General features: G+C 48.0%; 17 protein-coding genes. 4 read left to right on the top strand and 13 right to left on the bottom strand.

Annotation, left to right across the window (positions count from 1 at the left end; all coding sequences use genetic code 11):
• Window positions 1-164 precede the first annotated feature (164 nt).
• Genes ACFRAM_RS23490 through ACFRAM_RS23480 form a run of 3 tightly spaced genes read right to left on the bottom strand, consistent with a single transcriptional unit; the run spans window position 165 to window position 2581 of the window.
• Window positions 165-893, bottom strand: coding sequence for an ABC transporter permease (locus tag ACFRAM_RS23490; protein ID WP_379468875.1), 729 nt, complete (start codon window positions 891-893; stop codon window positions 165-167).
• 21 nt (window positions 894-914) lie between these two features.
• A complete protein-coding gene (locus tag ACFRAM_RS23485) occupies window positions 915-1673 on the bottom strand; it encodes an ABC transporter permease (RefSeq protein ID WP_379468646.1) in 759 nt (252 codons plus the stop codon).
• Window positions 1670-2581 carry an ABC transporter ATP-binding protein gene (locus tag ACFRAM_RS23480; RefSeq protein ID WP_379468644.1) on the bottom strand — a complete coding sequence of 304 codons (912 nt, stop codon included), beginning with the start codon at window positions 2579-2581 and terminating at the stop codon, window positions 1670-1672. The genes ACFRAM_RS23485 and ACFRAM_RS23480 overlap by 4 nt, the downstream gene beginning before the upstream one ends.
• Before the next feature lie 169 nt (window positions 2582-2750).
• On the opposite strand from ACFRAM_RS23480, the gene ACFRAM_RS23475 reads away from it, so the two are divergent.
• Window positions 2751-3461, top strand: coding sequence for a response regulator transcription factor (locus tag ACFRAM_RS23475; RefSeq protein WP_379468642.1), 711 nt, complete (start codon window positions 2751-2753; stop codon window positions 3459-3461).
• 4 nt (window positions 3462-3465) lie between these two features.
• Window positions 3466-4848, top strand: coding sequence for a sensor histidine kinase (locus ACFRAM_RS23470; RefSeq protein ID WP_379468640.1), 1383 nt, complete (start codon window positions 3466-3468; stop codon window positions 4846-4848).
• Window positions 4849-4897: 49 nt separating this feature from the next.
• Here the strand turns inward: ACFRAM_RS23470 and ACFRAM_RS23465 are convergent, their stop codons facing one another.
• Window positions 4898-5302: a MerR family transcriptional regulator gene (locus tag ACFRAM_RS23465; protein ID WP_175370472.1), complete on the bottom strand. Its 405-nt coding sequence runs from the start codon at window positions 5300-5302 to the stop codon at window positions 4898-4900.
• A 239-nt stretch (window positions 5303-5541) separates the two neighbouring features.
• Here ACFRAM_RS23465 and ACFRAM_RS23460 point away from each other — a divergent pair, with 239 nt between their 5' ends.
• Entirely contained in the window at window positions 5542-6462 is a 921-nt protein-coding gene (locus tag ACFRAM_RS23460; protein WP_175370457.1) for an aldo/keto reductase, read from the top strand.
• Window positions 6463-7424: 962 nt separating this feature from the next.
• On the opposite strand, the gene ACFRAM_RS23455 is transcribed toward ACFRAM_RS23460, so the two are convergent.
• From ACFRAM_RS23455 to ACFRAM_RS23435, 5 genes are read right to left on the bottom strand one after another with little or no spacing between them, the layout of a single operon-like run.
• Window positions 7425-8813 carry a glucosidase family protein gene (locus ACFRAM_RS23455; RefSeq protein WP_379468637.1) on the bottom strand — a complete coding sequence of 463 codons (1389 nt, stop codon included), beginning with the start codon at window positions 8811-8813 and terminating at the stop codon, window positions 7425-7427.
• 29 nt (window positions 8814-8842) lie between these two features.
• Window positions 8843-9694: a carbohydrate ABC transporter permease gene (locus ACFRAM_RS23450; protein ID WP_379468635.1), complete on the bottom strand. Its 852-nt coding sequence runs from the start codon at window positions 9692-9694 to the stop codon at window positions 8843-8845.
• On the bottom strand, window positions 9672-10730 hold the full coding sequence (locus ACFRAM_RS23445) for a carbohydrate ABC transporter permease (protein WP_379468633.1): 1059 nt from the start codon (window positions 10728-10730) through the stop codon (window positions 9672-9674). The genes ACFRAM_RS23450 and ACFRAM_RS23445 overlap by 23 nt, the downstream gene beginning before the upstream one ends.
• 13 nt (window positions 10731-10743) lie before the next feature.
• A complete protein-coding gene (locus ACFRAM_RS23440) occupies window positions 10744-12006 on the bottom strand; it encodes an ABC transporter substrate-binding protein (protein WP_379468631.1) in 1263 nt (420 codons plus the stop codon).
• 19 nt (window positions 12007-12025) lie between these two features.
• Window positions 12026-13072 carry a LacI family DNA-binding transcriptional regulator gene (locus ACFRAM_RS23435; protein ID WP_066372014.1) on the bottom strand — a complete coding sequence of 349 codons (1047 nt, stop codon included), beginning with the start codon at window positions 13070-13072 and terminating at the stop codon, window positions 12026-12028.
• Window positions 13073-13389: 317 nt separating this feature from the next.
• On the opposite strand from ACFRAM_RS23435, the gene ACFRAM_RS23430 reads away from it, so the two are divergent.
• Window positions 13390-15168: a glycoside hydrolase family 36 protein gene (locus tag ACFRAM_RS23430; RefSeq protein WP_379468628.1), complete on the top strand. Its 1779-nt coding sequence runs from the start codon at window positions 13390-13392 to the stop codon at window positions 15166-15168.
• 278 nt (window positions 15169-15446) lie between these two features.
• Here ACFRAM_RS23430 and ACFRAM_RS23425 read toward each other — a convergent pair whose 3' ends face one another.
• The 4 genes from ACFRAM_RS23425 to ACFRAM_RS23410 all read right to left on the bottom strand — a co-directional run bounded on the left by ACFRAM_RS23425 (window position 15447) and on the right by ACFRAM_RS23410 (window position 18325).
• A complete protein-coding gene (locus ACFRAM_RS23425; RefSeq protein ID WP_379468626.1) occupies window positions 15447-16055 on the bottom strand; it encodes a methyltransferase in 609 nt (202 codons plus the stop codon).
• Between the two features lie 660 nt (window positions 16056-16715).
• Window positions 16716-17339 (bottom strand): FMN-dependent NADH-azoreductase, encoded by a 624-nt coding sequence (locus ACFRAM_RS23420; protein ID WP_379468624.1) that lies wholly within the window; start codon window positions 17337-17339, stop codon window positions 16716-16718.
• A gap of 126 nt (window positions 17340-17465) precedes the next feature.
• Window positions 17466-17921 carry a MarR family winged helix-turn-helix transcriptional regulator gene (locus tag ACFRAM_RS23415; RefSeq protein WP_379468622.1) on the bottom strand — a complete coding sequence of 152 codons (456 nt, stop codon included), beginning with the start codon at window positions 17919-17921 and terminating at the stop codon, window positions 17466-17468.
• Window positions 17922-17968: 47 nt separating this feature from the next.
• Window positions 17969-18325: a DoxX family protein gene (locus tag ACFRAM_RS23410; protein WP_175370449.1), complete on the bottom strand. Its 357-nt coding sequence runs from the start codon at window positions 18323-18325 to the stop codon at window positions 17969-17971.
• Between the last annotated feature and the right edge of the window lie 27 nt (window positions 18326-18352).

Raw genomic sequence — 18352 nt, 5'->3', positions numbered from 1 at the left:
GAATGGGGACGACAAACGTAATTGACAAATTTTAATATCAGTATACCTTTATTTCGGTAAATAAGCCTGATAATTGAGGCCTAAATGTATTGAATGCAAAAAACGAAAGCTCCCTTGAACATTTCAAGGGAGCGCATGAATACACTTAGAGGACGGTGAACCGGTCAGGCGATAACATCTCTTTGACTCATCCGCCTGATAGAATAAATGCTGAGAATAATAAAATACAGAAGATTCATGAGCACCCAGATAAATTGCTGATGCGGGGACAAACCGCCCTGTCCAAGCACCCCCATGCCTAGGGTGAGCAGTGAATGGGGAAAGAACATCCCCAATTTTGCCACATACATGCCAAGCCCAGCAAAGGCCGCGCACAGCCCAATCCCGATCGGCAGCGCAAAGCTGCGGATCACCAAGGACAGACTGAATTGCAAGGCGGCTATGGACAGCGAGGCAATCCAGCCACGTACCATCCACCCTATAACTTCGGGCGGAAACTGCGCCGGAAGTCCTAATAAATGCCCTGCAGCTATATAGAGCAGGAAGAAAAAGAACTGAACCAGTAACAACAGCGCGGCACAAATCGCCATTTTGGCATAATAAATACTCGCTACAGAGACAGGAGCCGTCATGATCATGTGCCAATTCTTGTTCATGTGCTCCAGCCTGCACAGGGCTGCGCAGCAGATAGCAATGAGCACAGGAAAGAAAAATTCGCTGTAGAACAAGCCCACTTGTGTCCACAGGCTATACCATTCTTTTTGCAGCACACCCTGGTTCATGGCATAGTTCGCACTTCCAATCAGAACACTGGCCACAGGTAGAGCCAGCAGCACAATCCAGATGCGCAAGCGGCGCAATTTCAGCCACTCCGCAGACAATGTTTGCTTCAGCAGCATACGAATCCCCTCCTCTTATATGTCCTGTCTGGAAATGTGCCGGCTTCCCGCGATATAGATAACAACACCGAGCACGACAAGAATGGACGCTTGCGGCAGTAGGGCTCCCCCATCGATAGCAGTGAACTGTATAGCATTGTCAACATAGCTTTGCCGTACCGGGCTTAACCCGTTGTAGTTCGACCATATGAAATATTGGCGCACGGCCTGAGGAAAAAAATCACCCGTCATGCCGAAGAATCCACCAAGCATCCCGAGACAGAGCGCAAAGGCCTGGTTCTTCACAGCCAGAGACAGCCATTGCTGCAGGGCGATTATGACCATATTGGTCAGTAAAGTCCCGGCCATAAATTGCACCATAAGACCTAAAGGAAATGATTCCCATAACACCTTGCCGATCCCGAAAGCCGCAGCAGCAGCGATTTGCAAGAGTGAGACCCCCAGCAGGATGACGCAGGCACAAATATATTTGGCTAAGTACAGCTGTCCCCTCCTAACCGAAACAGACAAAAGTAGCTTCCATGTGTTTCCTTTATGCTCCATGTCACTGATCCGGGACACACATACCGCCGACAGAATCGGCAGAAACAAGCCATTCATAGAGGAAAGTGTAGCCAGCAGTGGCATCCATTCTTCCTGATCCGGATGACGGGCCAATGACATACTTACTGCCATAAAAGCTCCAGCGAGCTCAACGCCAAGAAACAGCGTGGCCATCAAATACAGCCGTTTACGCCGAATCTTATAAAATTCAAGGGAAATCAGCTGAATCACAGGCTCCGCTCCTTTCCTGTCAGCTCCAGGAAGATATGCTCCAGATTTTTTTTATGCTCCTCGATCCGCAGCACGTCAATATTCGCCGCCACCAGCCTCCGGTTGACCGCCGCGGCCTCTTCATCCCCGAGCCCTGCAAAAGCGATCCGGTCCTCGAACAGCTGTGGCGAATAGCCTTCGGCAGCGAGAAAACGCTGTGCACGGGAATTATCAGCGGTTTTTATCATAATCATGGGATAACTTCTTCGCTGCAGTTCCTCCATACTTCCTTGAAACAGAAGCTTTCCTTGGTGGATAATACCCACGGAAGTGGCAATCTGCTCAATCTCGGCCAGCAAATGACTGGACAGCAGCACCGTCATACCAAAACACTCCGGCAGGGACTTGATCAGCTCGCGGATTTCTCCGATCCCAGCGGGATCAAGACCATTAGTCGGCACGTCCAGAACAAGCAGCTTCGGCCAGGACACCAGAGCCATAGCAATACCCAGACGCTGCTTCATGCCAAGGGAATACTGCCCCGCCTTCTTGTCCTTATGCTTATCCAGCCTCACGATCTTCAAAGCCTCCGTCACATTATTGTCTGGCACTCTCCTAAACCGCTGCACCACCCGCATATTCTCAAGCCCGGTGAGATGCCCGTAATACGATGGGGATTCAATAAGCGAACCCGTCCGGTCTAGAATCTGGCGGCGTTCCTCTGCAAAATCCTTCCCGAACACCTTTACCTTACCTTCTGTAGGTTTAGCAAGTCCGAGGATCATTTTCAACGTAGTAGACTTACCAGCGCCGTTAGGACCGAGAAAACCATAGATGTCTCCTTCTCTTACAGTTAGATTCATATCCTGCACGGAGTAGGTGCTGCCGTATCGCTTTGACAATTTGCTGGTGGAAATCACTTCACTCATAAGGTTGGCTCCTGTCGTTGTGGATTTAAGAATTCTAACCAGAGTATGGCAGAGAGACCTTTACCCAAACTGACGGCTACCTTACGTTAAGCTTAAATTGCTTCCAAGGATCTCATAGGGACAGAAATCAGGATGGAAATTTTGTATAATTAACACAGGTGATCAATAAATGGAAAATATAAAGAACAAAAAATTGCTTATCGTTGACGACGAACAAGCAATCAGGGAAATGATTGACGGATTTTTACGCAAGGATGGTTTTACCCGTATTTATCACGCATCCCATTACGCCGAAGCTCTGGAATTATGCCGCACCGTCAAGCCAGATATAGCCATACTTGATGTCATGCTGCCGGATGGTGACGGTTTCTCCCTGTTGACGGCACTGCGCCAATTCTCAAGTATGCCCGTTCTTTTCCTGTCTGCAAAAGGTGAAGATGAAGACCGTCTGCTCGGGCTCGGCCTGGGCGCGGACGATTACATAGTCAAACCGTTTCTGCCCCGAGAATTGCTGCTCCGCTTGATTGCCGTGCTGCGACGGGTCTATGCGCCGCCCAAGGAAGAACCGCGACCTGTCTTTACGCTGGGGAACCGGATTATTGATCTGGAGAGCGGCATGGTTAAAAGCGCCAGCGGAGAGCAGGCTCTGACTGCGAAGGAACATGCCCTGCTAACCAAGCTGCACGCCCAGCAGGGTCGCATCGTCACCAGTGACATGCTGTGCCAGGCCGCTTGGGGGGATGACTACTACGGCTACGAGAATACGTTGATGGTCCATATCCGCAGAATTCGCGAGAAGATTGAAGCAGACCCATCCGCGCCCACTTCCCTGTTGACTGTCAGAGGCCTGGGATACAAGCTGATGATAAATGGGGAATAACCTCATGGATGGCACTATCACCATCTTGAAGCGTTTTATCAGTACCACCATGCTGATCTCCATCCTGCTGCTCGTGCTGAATCTGCTTCTGCTTGGGCTATGGATCTTTAAAGGAATGAATGAGGGGAATTCGCCGAACACCGTAGTCCGGCAAGTGGCGGAAAATTTCAAGGTCTCCGGGCAAGCTTACTCCCTGGCCCCTGAAGCGGCCCAACTGCTAGATCAGCACCGCGCATGGGCTATGCTGCTCGATCAGAGCGGCCAGTTGGTCTGGAGCCACAAACTTCCAGAAGAACTCCCCGCAAGCTACTCCATCACGGATGTAGCCAAGTTCTCACGAAGCTTCCTGATGGACTACCCTGTCTTTGTCTGGGAGGTTGGTGAAGGGCTGGTAGTGGCGGGATATCCGAAGCACAGCTTGGCGAAATACCAGAATATCTATCCTGTGGGGTGGGTAGAAGAGCTGCCGACGAGAACCGCACTCCTTCTCATTGCCAACATCGTTCTGGTCCTGTTGCTGTCACTATTCATCGGTTCAAGACTGATCCGCTCTATTCATCCACTAACCCGCGGAATTCAGGCCCTTGCAGATGATACAGAAGTACACGTGGAGCCTGTTGGCGTATTGAGAGAACTGGCCAAGCGCATTAATGGTGTATCCGAATTATTGAAGCAGAAGCGTTCCGCGCTGATCTCCAGGGACGAGGCACGATCCAATTGGATTGCCGGTATTTCCCATGATATACGTACCCCGCTATCGCTGGTGCTGGGCTATGCAAGCGTGCTTGAAGAGAACGCCGAACTTCCGGAGGAATCCAGGCATCAGGCAGGAATGATTACCCGGCAAGGCGAGAAGCTGCGCACACTGATCAGCGATCTGAACTTAGTTTCCATGCTGGAGTATGAGATGCAGCCGTTGCAAATAAAGTTGCTGCGCTTATCAGCGCTGGCACGGAATGCGGCCTCCGAGTACCTGAACAACGGTCTGGCGGAGCAGTTCGTGCTGGAGGTCGATATCGCCGATGATGGCGTTCAGGTACAGGGCGATGAGAAATTGCTGCTGCGCGCAATTGCCAACCTGATCCAGAACTGCATTAACCATAACCCCGGCGGCTGCCGCATTGTTCTTCAGACCCTAGCCGACACGGATAAGAATATCGGCCGCCTCATTGTGGCAGACGATGGAAGAGGCATTCCGCCAGATATGATACCAGACTTATTGGAACTGCCCTACTCGGCCAAACGACAACGCCCCCTCCAGGATGGCCATGGCCTGGGGCTGCCCATGGTAGCCCGAATTGCCAAAGCCCATCACGGCAGATTGATCCTGAGCAGTGGATCAGATAGCGGGCTGTCAGCCGAACTTGAACTGCCCCGTCACAAATAGAGTGTAAAAAAACAGCTCCCGAGGAATACTCTCCTCGGGAGCTGTTTGTTCAATTCGCTTCTTCCTCTGCCTGCTGCTGGGGCTGGGAGGACGTTTCATTTTCCAAGGAAGAGAAGTAGGCAATCTTGTGATCGATCTTTTTGGAAAACTGTTGGAAAAACTCGATTTTGCGGTCAATCTCCTGCTTGTGCTCCATCAGCAGCTTCCGCCGTTCCGGCAGAGTCCCGCCGCCTTCTTTGGACAAGGCAACAAACTGCTTAATTTCCGCAATCGGCATTCCTGTATCCTTCAAGCAACAAATCAGAGAGATCAAGTCAATATCTTCGTCGTGAAAGCAGCGGTTGCCATTCTCGTCTCTGGCGACCAGAGGCAATACGCCTTCTTTCTCATAGTAACGCAGGGTATATGGACTTAATCCGCTTTTTTGCGAGATGGTTTTGATACTGTATCCCATGGGTTGACTCCATTCTGCCGCTTGCTCCGGCACCGCTTAATCATCAAAAGAAAAAACTCTACTACTATTTAGGTTTCAAACACAATACTAGTGGTTAACGCTAAATTAGGTCGCTACAAGTTCGAAGGGTTGTACCGATGACCCAATGACAATAATATAACATAAAACTATTGCCTTCTAGTAACCTCTAAGGTTTACAATTTATCATGAAGCTATCAAATGAAGGAGTGAATGTTGAAATGGCAGCGAAAATTAATGTAGGCAACGGTACACTTGAAGTTTCCCAGATTTCCCTGGGCTGTATGCGGATTGCGGATTTGTCCCCGAAGGAAGCGGAGGCGCACATCCTTACCTCACTGGAAGTGGGTATTGATTTCTTTGACCATGCCGATATTTATGCCGGCGGCAAAGCTGAGGAAGTATTCGGAGATGTGCTCGTCAATAACCCTGGCTTGCGTGACAAAGTCCTGATCCAGAGCAAATGCGGCATCCGTAAAGGTTTGTTCGACTTTTCCAAGGAGCATATCCTGAGTTCCGTAGAAGGCAGCTTGAAGCGCCTGAAAACCGATTATTTGGATGTTCTGCTGCTGCATCGCCCGGACACCCTTTTCGAACCGGAAGAAGTAGCTGAAGCTTTCGATATTCTGGAGCAAAAAGGCCTGGTCAAACACTTCGGTGTCAGCAACCAGAAGCCGCTGCAAATTGAATTGCTCAAGAAAAATGTTAAGCAAAAGCTGCTGTTCAACCAACTGCAACTGAGTATTACCAATACAGGTATGATCGACACAGGCTTCAATGTCAATATGGCGAATCCGGCTTCTATCGACCATGACGGTAGCATCCTGGAATACAGCCGTCTGCATGACATGACCATTCAGCCATGGTCGCCGTTCCAATACGGCTTCTTTGAAGGCGTATTCCTGGGAAGCGACAAGTATCCTGAGCTGAATCAGGTCGTTAACCGTCTGGCTGACGAAAAAGGCGTGGCCGATACAGCTATTGCTATCGCCTGGTTGCTGAGACATCCAGCTAAAATGCAGCCGATTGTTGGCACGACCAACACTCAGCGTCTGCGTGATATCGCCAAAGCTACAGACATCACCCTGTCCAAAGAAGAATGGTACGAGATCTACCGCGCTGCTGGTAACGTGTTGCCATAAAAAATTGGGCAGCGCCTCTGCTGCACATTTTGCCGACGGTATGTTTACGACTGCGTGTTTACGACTGCGTGTCAACTACTGAATGGGGACATCCTGGCCTCCCGGGCTAGCTTGGATCCGTAACATCCAGATGTGTCCGCCTACCAAATAAAAGCCTCAAATGCCACATGAATGTGAATTTGAGGCTTTTGTTCTCACGGTTATACGGTTATCCCAAGCGCAAAGCTCTTTTTCCATAGGAGAATTAGCACCGTGTCATCATAGGCTGTCTGTCGACAGATTTCAACCACTAGAAACGGTATAGTCCCCTTCACCAGTCGTCTTAGCAGTGAAAAAGAGGGCTCCCTCCCCAACTAAGAGCATTTTTGTACCTTATTTCTCTTCAATATAAGCAAAAGAGGGAAATAAGGGCATTATTGTATCTTATTTTTAGAAAAAGTACGCTGAATGGGGTATTCTGGAATATTTAAGGTACAAAATTGCACTTAATCCCCACTCTTCCCTAGCTACAGAGGAATTAAGGTACAAAAATGCCGTTAATTAACTTCTACACTTCTTATACAAATCCTCTCTCCCCTTGGTTATGCTTGTTACTTTATTTCGTTCTATATAGTAGCATTAATGCATGCTGATTCATCATTTTAGCCTGAAATGAAGCCTCCCGCTCACATTCCCCCTCTTTACCCGCTCATGTAGAAAGGCTGGCTCAGAGAGCCAGCCTTAAGTTATGTTCTCGCCAGTCTGGGCCAGCCTTGAGCTATATTCCCACTTGACTGAGACAGATCTGTACTATTTTCTCACTAGTCTTAGACAGACCTGAGCTATTTTCTCACTAGCCTGGGCCAACCCCGAACTATGTTCTCACTTACCCAGGCCAGCCCTGTACAAAGTGTATCTGATCAGCTATCCGTGTTTTGAATCCAATCAGCTTTAACCAGCGCCTGTAGATTACAGTTTAAAGATTAACCTTGTGGCTTAGCGGACACCGCATGTGTTTCGCCTTCAGCGATCTCTACGGTAATATAGCTAACCTGTTCTCCGCCTACTGTGGTTTCCTGCTTTGCAGCTATGCCTTTACCGTTATAGTAGAGTGTATCCACATGACCAGGGAAAGCCGCCTTCCAGACAAAAGACTCCCCAGCTTGCAGCGTCACCGCACTCTCGGTGTTGCCCTTATGTTTTACTGTGATGGTGCGGTCGAGGATTGGGACTTCTCCCAGCTCCGCCCATTCCAGTGATTGCGCCAGTCTAGGCAGGGTGCTGATTACGGATGCTCCGTCACCGGCAATACCCATCAGTCCGGCAGCTACGGAACCAACCACACAATAAGACACTTCCGGGTAATCCCGGCGGTCCAGGGACGGGTCCACCAATTCCTTCAATTCCTTGAAGGCTTCTTCGTTCTCTCCGTACCGGTAGAAAATATCCGGCAGGTAGGTTTTACCTTCGACATTGGCCACACGGTTGATTTTGACATCCGCCAGCGCCTTGTTCAGCTTCTCACGATTCCCGATGGAACCATAATAGAGCGGGAGGAAATTACCCTCAGCATGATAGACCTTTACGAATGACCGGTCCTGCAGCATCGCACCATAGAAACGGTCTTTCCCTTCGTTCCACCAGTCCTTCTCATAACGCTGTTCCAGCTCATCTGCCTTGTTATCATACTGCTGGGCAACTTCAGCTAGACCTCTGAGACGGGCTAACTGAGCGAACGAGCGGTATCCCGCAACCTGTGATCCGATCATGTCCCCGCCAAGCAGCGGGTGAAGTCCAGCCTCGTTAAAGGTAGCCAGACCTCTACGACCGTACTCAGGGTAATACTCCAAAATCCCGTCGCCGTCTTTGTCCCAAGTCTTTGTATATTCATTTAATGTTAGTTCGAAAAATTTCTGCAGCTGACTGTCATTCAAATAGTAGTCATCGCCTGTCCACTCATATTGACGCCAGCTGGTATGAATAATATCGAAGTTCGCCGGAAGATTGTACCAGAAATCCTCATCATTCTCGTAGTCCACCGGGGCAGGCACGTTGTCCTTGGTAATCTCCCAATACGTACACCAATCCCGTGATTCGGCAATGTTCTCGGCAAAACGCATGATCATATTTTTGGTATGATATCGAAGCCCCAGTACCGCAGCTCCAGTGCTATGATGCATTACATCACGGATACAAAATGCCTCACGTTCAGGCAATGCAGCTTCGTACCACAGCCCGACGGCATCTTCACCGAAATGAGCGTATTCAAGTGCCTGGCGTTTGGCCCAGACAAAACCTTCATTCAGATCTTTATCGGAGGATTGAAAAGTTACTGCACCAGCTTTGGCTTTAATCTCTCTCTCATTGGTCATGCTAAGGTCACTCCTGTCCTTTGTCTATATTAGCTTTCCTTGGAACCTGAGAAGGTCAGACCTTCCATAAATGCTTTTTGTGCTGAGAAGAACAGCAGGATACATGGCAATGTAATGACGACAGCCGCAGCCATCAGCAGGTTGGTATCTGTAGCATAAGTACCCTGGAATCCGGCCAACCCCAGCGTAAGCGTCTTCCATTTATCACTGTTGATATAAATCAGCGGTCCCATGAAGTTGTTCCAGGAGCCCATGAAGACCATAACACCGACAGCCATCAAGGCTGGCTTAGACAACGGAAGGAAGATCGTACGCCAGATTTTAAAATAACCACAACCGTCGATAATTGCCGCCTCTTCGAGACCAACAGGCAATCGGGAGTAGAATTGGCGCATTAAGAAAATATAGAACGCCGAGCCGAAGAAGGCAGGAACGATCAGCGGGTACAGCGTATCCAGCATGCCCAGCTTTTTAAATAGAATAAATTGCGGAATCATTGTGACTTCACCAGGCAGCAGCATCGTCGATAGAACCAGCACGAACAGGAACCCGCTTCCTCTCACCTTAAACCGGGCGAAAGCGTAGCCGACAAGCGAACAGGAAAGAACCGTACCGATTATCGGCAAGATGGTTGTAATCACGGTGTTAAGCAGATATTGCGGGAACGGAAAGGCAGTCAGTGCCTTGGCATAGTTGCCCCAGCGCCAGTGTTCCGGCCAAATGCTCATCCCGGAGGCTGCAAGCTCCTCCAGACTCCGCAGTGAGGCGGAGACCATCCAGATAAAGGGATATAGAAATGCTACGCTCCCGATTAAAAGCAGGAGATAGGCCAGCCAATGCACCTTTTTCTTGGCAGAATTACGCTCTTTTTTGACGGACACGACGCTTCCTCCCTCCGTTTTGCTCTGTTTCGTAGTACACCCATAAAGCACTGCTGCGGAATACAATCGCGGTGAATATCAGAATAATCACGAAGAGTACCCAGGCCAGCGCTGATCCGTAGCCCATTTTGAACCACATAAAAGCATTTTGATACAGGTAATAAGCATAGAACAGCAAGGAGTTATCCGGCCCCCCGTTGATCATGAAGCCTTGGGTAAAGGTCTGGAATGCCCCGATCATACTTGTTACCGCGTTGAAGAACAGGATCGGCGAAATCTGTGGCAGGGTCACGTGCCATACCTTTCTCGCAGCCGTGGCGCCGTCGATCTCGGCCGCTTCATACAAGCTTTGCGGAATATCCGACAAGCCCGCCAGATAGATGATCATGTTGCCGCCGACCGTCCAGAGGCTCATAATAATGACCGCAGGCATCGACCAGTCCGGACTGGAGAACCAGCCGGGTCCTTCAATACCTACCAGACGCAGCAGTGAATTGACGAGACCGACATTCGGATTAAAGATCCAGATGAACAGTACCATCTGTGCAACACCCTGCACCAGGGTAGGAAGATAATAAATCGTACGGAAAATATAAATGCCGCGCAGCTTCAGGTTCATCAGAATCGCAATCGCAAACGACAGAATGACCTGCAGCGGTACACTTACCAGCGTGTAATAGAACGTCACGGATAATGATTTATAGAACAATGTGTCTTTGAACAACATCTTGTAATTGTTCAGCCCTATCCACTGCGGGTCGCTGACAACTTCCCATTTGGTGAAGCTGATATAGAAGGAGAAAATCATCGGACCTACCGTAAACAGCAGGAAGCCGATCACCCAGACCGAGACGAACATGTAGAAGCTTGCCGTTTTGGTATGCATGATTCTCTTCTTCACAAGCAGCCTTGTAATGGCAAAAATAATAGCGAACACCAGCGCGATAACGGTCAGAAAAGGGAGAAGCGGCAGCAAAGCTGCCGGCATCCCTATTCCTTCATAGAAATTGTAGATCCCTTCTATTAGTCCATTCATAAGTATGCTCCCGTTAGTTTTGTTGTAAAATATTGTTGATCTTCTCAGCTACCTGCGGGAATACTTCCTTGACATCCTTAGTGCCGATTCCAATCGGCGTTGTATCGTCGATGGCTTTCATCTCATTGTTGATCTCATTGGTACTCTTCTGAGCTTCTTGTGTATGCTGCTTCTCGGCGGCAAGCACGAAGGCTGCCATGTTTTTGTTAGGAGCGACAGCTTCGAATGCACTTGTAGCACTAGGGATAACAGGCACTCCGTATGCATTTTTATTGCCACCGATGATTTTTTGTGCCTCTTCGTTTTGTGTCATATGGCTAATGAAAAGCTTGGCTGCTTCTGCATTCTTGCTGCTCTTGCTGAGCGCCAATCCGTTAACTTCTTTGGAACCGCCGTTGCCAGGGAATGGCACGAGATCCCATTTAAAGTTCTGTACATCCGCCATCTGCGGCAGGTACCAAGGACCAAAGTCGGTAAACATGCCGATTCTGCCGCCCAGATACCAGTTCATCATGTTCTGGCCTTGTTTCTCACTATCATTAGGTACGATGCCCTCTTGTTTGGTGGAGACAATAAACTCGGCAGCTGCAATCGCTTCCGGTGAATCAAGTGCGGATTTACTCAGATCATCAGTGTAGAACTGGCCGCCGAACGAATAGATCCAGTTGCCGAGCCACAGCGGCTCCGAACCGAAAATTTTGCTCGCTCCTTCACCAGAAGTAAGCTTTTGGGAAATATCCTTGAATTCCTCAGTAGTCATCGGCACGGTTTGACTTGGAAGCGGAATATTATTTTTCTGGAAAAGATCCACATTAATCGCCATTACCTTTGGTTTGATAATGAAAGGCTCGGCATATACTTTGCCATCCACACTCATTGAATCCACAAAGGAAGGCGAGCTGAACAGCGATTTATCAATTTGTAATTCCTGGAAAGCGTTCGCAAAACCCGGTAAATCCCCTCCGGAGATCAGCATGACATCGGGGGTGGTTCCTCCGGCAATCATCGTCTGCAATTTGGTCAGATAGTCCTTTTGAATCCATTGACTTTCTACTTTGATATCAGGGTAAGTCTTCTGGAAGTTGTCAATGGCCTGCTTGATCGCATCAGCTTCACTTTGAGCGCCCCAGAAAGCAAACGTGATCTTCCCTTTGGCAGCCCCGCTGTTTCCGCCGGAATTTGAAGAGCTGCTATTGCTCTCTGAATTGCCGGAACAGGCAGATAAAGCGATTACAACAAGCAGAGATAAAACAATCAAAGACCACTTTTTCATCATGTATTCCCCCTAAGAATGTTTAACTAGTTGATGACCGAATTTCCGCACCACAGCTGCTTCTAATCATCAGCTTGGACGGCAGCACGATCTTTAACGGTACTTCTCTGCCCCCGATACGTTCGAGCAGCATTTTCACTGCGCTCTGCCCCATTTGCTCGGTATAGATCTTCACCGTAGTCAATGGCGGGTTGGCATAAGAGGCCATTTCAATATCATCAATGCCAACTAATGCGATATCTCTAGGTACCTTCAAGCCAGCTTCCTTCAACGCTCTACCGGCGGCAATCGCCATTGGATCAGAACCGATCAGGAAAGCTTCCGGCAAATTCTGCTTCTCAATCACTTCCTGCATGAGCTGATATCCGGTGGACATGGAGAAATCTTTGCCGATGTGAACATGCTCTGGCAGGTACAAATTCTTTTGCTTCATATATGCTTCAAAGCTGCTTTGCCGTTGGTCCACAGAATCCGTACCGGAGTTGGAACCAAAACGGTTAATGAAATCGCGAGAGCTGATCAGACCGATCCTAGTATAGCCAAGTCCGGTAAGATGATCCAAAGCCGTTCGTGTAACCTTATCAAAATCAACCACAACAGAATCAAAGCGATTCTCATCCGGCGAGTAATCGACAAAGACGACATTCTGAATCCGGCTAAAGAACAGATTATAAGGATCAAACTCAAACTTCCCGATGACGATCAAACCATCCAATCCTGACAGGCTTTCATAAGAATCATGGTTCACCCAGCGGATCGTCCGCGTAATGTGAAGCCCCAATTGATTGAATTCCTTCTCAATTTGCAGTCTGATGGACAGGTAGTACGGGTCCTCCGATTCAAATTGTTCCGAACAGAAGGTCACTAGTCCAATCTTGTAATCCTTCAACTGTGCCGCCTGATTAGTCTGACGTCGTTGACTTCCTTTATATTGCAGCTGTTCCGCAGCGGAAATAATCTTTCTTCTTGTCTCTTCCAATACCGAAAGGGAAGGATCTCCGTTCAGCACACGGGAAACTGTGGATGCAGATACACCAGCTAGACTTGCGATATCACGAATAGTTGCCACGACTAATCACCTTTTCACTTCATATTTGGGAAACACCCCTTATGATCATTTTATAATTCCGCCAAGCTTTTGCCAATCAAAATGTATTTTGTTTACTAAACATTAGTGAACTAATGTGTGAATTCAATATAACAGAGATCAAAACGTTTGACAATACCTAATTGTCTCCGCTTACATATTAGTTTAAGGTCTGATAATACGGTTAATCTAATCATCAATGACCACTTTAAAGTTTTTGTTTACTATACGTTTCGTAAATAATATACTCTAAACAGTAAACATTAGCCCATTATCTATTTTCGCAAGCAGGAGGCATTATGAAAACTTTAATCAACAACACTTGTCCCACTGTCACTGTCGTCAGCGACAGTCCCTTATTCGACAGCACAACTGAAATCGAAACCGCCACAGAAAATCTGTTCCTGGTTCATATCAAGCTCAAGGCCACACAGAAAGAATATCCTCCAGTGTGCACTGTTGAGTGGTCCATCCCTGCCGTAGATATTCATTCCTTATGGCACCCTGGAACGGATCGCAATAAAGCGTTTCAGGTGGATTGGGGCGATGGCTTCCAGTCGAAGAGCACTTCCCTGGCACCTGTAGCTTCCCTATACAATCTGGACGGGCGAAACCGTATGACCTTCGCTTTTACCGATGCCTTGAACAATGTATCGATTAAAGCGGGTATCCATGAAGAAGACTCGACCTTCCTCTGTTCTGTTACGTTATTTGAGGAAGCCATGCCGAAGATAGATCATTATGAAGCCACTCTACGGATCGACCGCAGAGATATTTCTTACAATAAAGCGTTGGAGGAAGTAACCGCTTGGTGGGAGACCCTTCCTGGCTACAAACCTTCCGTGGTCCCTGATGTAGCTCTCCGTCCGATGTACTCCACCTGGTACTCCTATCACCAGGAACTGACCGCAGCCGAATTAGAGGAGCAATCCAAGCTAGCCAAGGAACTCGGCTGTGACACTATCATTGTCGATGATGGATGGCAGACGGACGATAATAATCGGGGTTATGCTTTTACTGGTGACTGGGAAGTGTATGAGGGCAAGATTCCAGACATGAAGTCGCATGTCGATACCGTTCATAAGCTGGGCCTGAAATACATGTTATGGTACTCCGTGCCATTCGTGGGCAAGTCCAGCAAAGTATGGAGCCAGTTCGAGAACAAGCTCCTGCGGATTGACGAGAAGCTGAACGCGGGCGTGCTGGACCCACGATACCCGGATGTGCGGGAATATCTGATCAACACCTACGAACAAGCGATCATCGGGTGGGATATCGACGGTCTGAAGCTTGATTTCGTGGATAGCTTCCGCCTAAGTCCGGATCAGCAGGAAGGCACAGCAGAAGGCCGGGATCATGAGTCGGTTCCTGAAGCAGTGGATCGTTTGCTCTCGGATGTCATGGAACGTCTAAGAGCTATCAAACCGGATATTCTCATTGAATTCCGCCAGACCTATATCGGCCCGCTGATGCGAAAATACGGCAACATGTTCCGCGCGAATGATTGCCCTAACGATTCCATTCAGAACCGGGTTCGCACACTGGATCTGCGGCTCCTGTCCGGAAATACAGCTGTTCATTCCGACATGATCATGTTCAATCCCAATGAACCTGTAGAGAGCGCGGCAATGCAATTGGTCAATGTGATCTTCTCTGTACCGCAAATCTCTTTACGACTTAACGAGATTGGTCAGGAATATTTGTCCATGCTGCGCTTCTGGCTGGCATTCAGCAGAGATCATGGAGATGTCCTGCTGCGGGGCGAGTTGTCTCCGCAACAACCGGAGCTGTTGTACCCGCTCGTGACTGCACGCAAGGACGACACTCAGATCATCGCCATTTATGCTGATGTTATTGTGCCTGTAGAGCAGGACTTTACTCAATTATTTATCGTGAACGGCACCTATTGCGAACGGGTAGTAATCAGAAGCACCCTCTCCCCTGCTCGCTATGAGATCCAGGTCAAGGACTGCTGCGGACAAATCATCAGCTCGGAGATCGCGGAAATGGGTAGAGGCTTACTTGAAGTAGCAGTTCCTAAAGCGGGGCTGGTGAGCTTTAAACGAGTGGACGCGTAGTAATCGTGCCTGAACAGATTGTCTTTCTGAGTACTAAAAGGGACTCCTGCTCACAGCGATCAAATATCATACGAACCCAAAAACCGCTGGATTCTTTTAATCCAGCGGTTTTTTATAGTGTTCCTCTGCAGTAATGAGAAAAGGCATTACCATGTGCATCCTGTGAAGGAACGCCTGCTGATAATCTCCCTATCGTTTTTTTCATTTCACATCAAAGCTTGAGCCGTAAACTATTATCCCACTCTTAAGAAAACACGAAGTACTGGCGTATCAGTTGTTTATGCAATTGCGCTTTTTCTGCGTAAAATGACAAAGCTGGCAGAGGAGTGATCAGGGTACACCTGCGGGATGCGCTCTACAATTTGAAAATCGCTGAACTGCGCGAGTCTGCTCAGTAAGTCCCGGTCTTTGATCGTATAAATGACCTGTTCATCATCACCGGTATCAAGTTTGGAGTAAATAACGACGACATCACGTGACGTATTAAGTACATGCGACAGTGTTGCCTGAAAGTGGCCTTCATCAATAATATGGTAAAGTACATCTAAACAGACTGTCATATCGGCCTGCAATCCTTGTTGATCTCCTGTCCAAGTCAGCGGATGGTACGTAGCAAAAGCTTTGGTATGGTCATCGCCGTACTTTTCCCGGCATATTCGTACCGATTCCGATGAAATATCAAGCCCAATGTATTCCGGATAGTTGATTAATCCCAGCTGATGTCCATCGCCGCAGCCAAATTCAATCACCTCGTTGACGTTATAACGCTCAATACAGGCGTTGACAACCGCGGCTTTGAACTCTGCCAGCACACCGTAAGATCCAGATCCCGAGTTTCCGCCTGTCTTATACGTTTGTTCCCAGTAGTTAATGTAATCAAAGGCCATTTGCACCCTCCGTTTGCTTAATTAGTTGTAAGCTCAGGTCCCGGCAATTCAAGAGCCCTTGTATAGAATTGGAACATTGGAAGGCGAGCCCTTCTATAATGGGAGTTGTTAGAAGCATATGCGGGGATTGATGCAATGTGACATTAAAAAGCAAAAAGCGATGATGAGCGAACGGGGAAGTTTGAAACTGTAGGCGCAAAGATCTCACCTGAAAGCTTTCCATAAGAAAGTTAGCACCGGGACATAGACTGTCGACAGATTTCAACCACTAGAAGCGATATATTCTCCTCCACCAGACGTTTTAACAGTGAAAAAGAGGGGTTCCCCCAATTAACGGCATTTTTGCACCTTATTTCTCTCCAATATAGGCAATTGAGGGAACTAAGGGCATTTTTGTATCTTATTTTTCGAAAAAGCGCGCTGGACGGGGTGTTCTGGAAGATTTAAGGTACAATATTGCACTTAATCTTCATTCCCCCTTAGCTACGGAGAATTTAAGGTACGAAAATGCCGTTAATTACACGTCGACACTTCTTATGGTAAGTTCCCCTTTTCTGGGCTGTGCTTGTTTTGTTTATTTTCCTGCCGATTGTCCTGGCCGGCCTAGTAAATGAAACAAGCCCCCTGGCAAGAAGCCAGGGAGCTTGTTATGTCATCCTATTAGAATGTTGCAGCCACTTTAGCTACTTGTTCCAGTCCCTCGGCAATAATAGCTGCCGAACGATCTTGGTTTTGGTTATGACCTTCAATAATAATCTCTTCAGCTTGAATTCCGAACATACCCAGTGCAGTCTTCACTGGCTTCACAGCAGATTCCAAAGCAGACATCGGCTCACTTGAATATACTCCGCCGCGGGCATTCAGCAACACAACTTTCTTGTCGCCCGCCAGTCCAACCGGACCCTCGGAAGTATACTTGAACGTCTTCCCAGCTTGTGCAAGATAAGAAATATACGTGATAAGCGGTGCAGGTGCCGTGAAATTCCAAAGAGGGAACGCAATGACCACTTTATCAGCAGCAAGGAATTGGTCCAAATAACCGTTCACTGTTGCAGTCAAGGATGCTTCTTCCGGCGTCAAATCCCAACCTTGGCTTATTTTATATAATCCAGTAATGGCAGTGTTGCCATAGTAGGGTAGGTTAGCTTCGTATAGATCCAGCTCTGTCACGGCATCCTGTGGATGTGACTCTTTGTACGCTCCCAAGAACGCTTCATACATTTTCACACTTACCGCTTGTTCTGCCGGACGATCATTTACCTTCACGAATAATACATTTGCCATTTTAATTTCTCTCCCTTTGTCTATTATATTTATAAAGTGCAGCTTCTAAAAATAAGCTTGTTCCTGATAACCTATGCCGCCTGCACTCCTGCAGGTAAGTGGATCACCTCCTTATCAGAATGTCCATCAGGACTTCAACTTGCTCTGAGCCTGCAAGCCCAGCTTCTTTAACAATTCCGTCAGTTGATGCTTATCCTCATCCGTTAATACAGAGAACATATCGGCTATAGTCTGCGTATGTTTGGGGAAAATATCATCGAACAGAACTTGTCCTTCATCTGTCAGCTTAATCATCACCAATCTCCGATCCTCTGAGCTCACTTCCCTTTGAACAAGCCCCTTCTTTTCCAGCTTATCCACCACGTAGGTGACGCTCCCGCTAGGGATCGAGAATTTCTCGCCGATCTTTTGAATAGCATGGGGACCTTTATTGTATAGAAACTCCAGAATATGAAAGGCCCCGATATCCACTCCGTACCTGCTGATATCCTTCTTCATAAACTCGGATACAGATTGCGCGGATTTCATATATACCCTGAGCAAACGCAGGTCAAGCTGGTGTTGATCATTATCCAAATTCATTTCAATTACCACCTTCATTGACAACTAAAGGGGGATTTTTGAACGTTTTAACCGATTAACGCCCCCCAATTTATAAATAATACCACAAGCCCGAGAATCAATAATACGAAAGGCATTCCCAGCTTGGAGGCAGGATCCTTCACGCGGACATGTGTAGCAACAGCTCCGATCATGGTCACCACAACGACTATTCCACCGATAGCCGCAAATTGCTCTTTCCAGATCCCGATAGCCATGAATACGCCCCCCGCCAATTCAACCAGACCTGTGAAAATACGGAACGCTGCCGGAAGCCCGTAACGCTTGAACTCTTCCACCATCTGCTTCGAACCAAACTTCGTGAAACCGAACATAAGGAAGCCCAAAGCCAAGATGGACTGCAATACAATCGATAAAATACTCATAAATAATATCCCCCATCACTTATAATA

The organism is Paenibacillus sp. NPDC056722, assembly GCF_042790635.1.
Taxonomy (GTDB): Bacteria; Bacillota; Bacilli; order Paenibacillales; family Paenibacillaceae; genus Paenibacillus_AQ; species Paenibacillus_AQ agri.
Note: the sequence above shows the minus strand (reverse complement) of the source record. Positions and strands in the feature narration are given on the sequence as shown.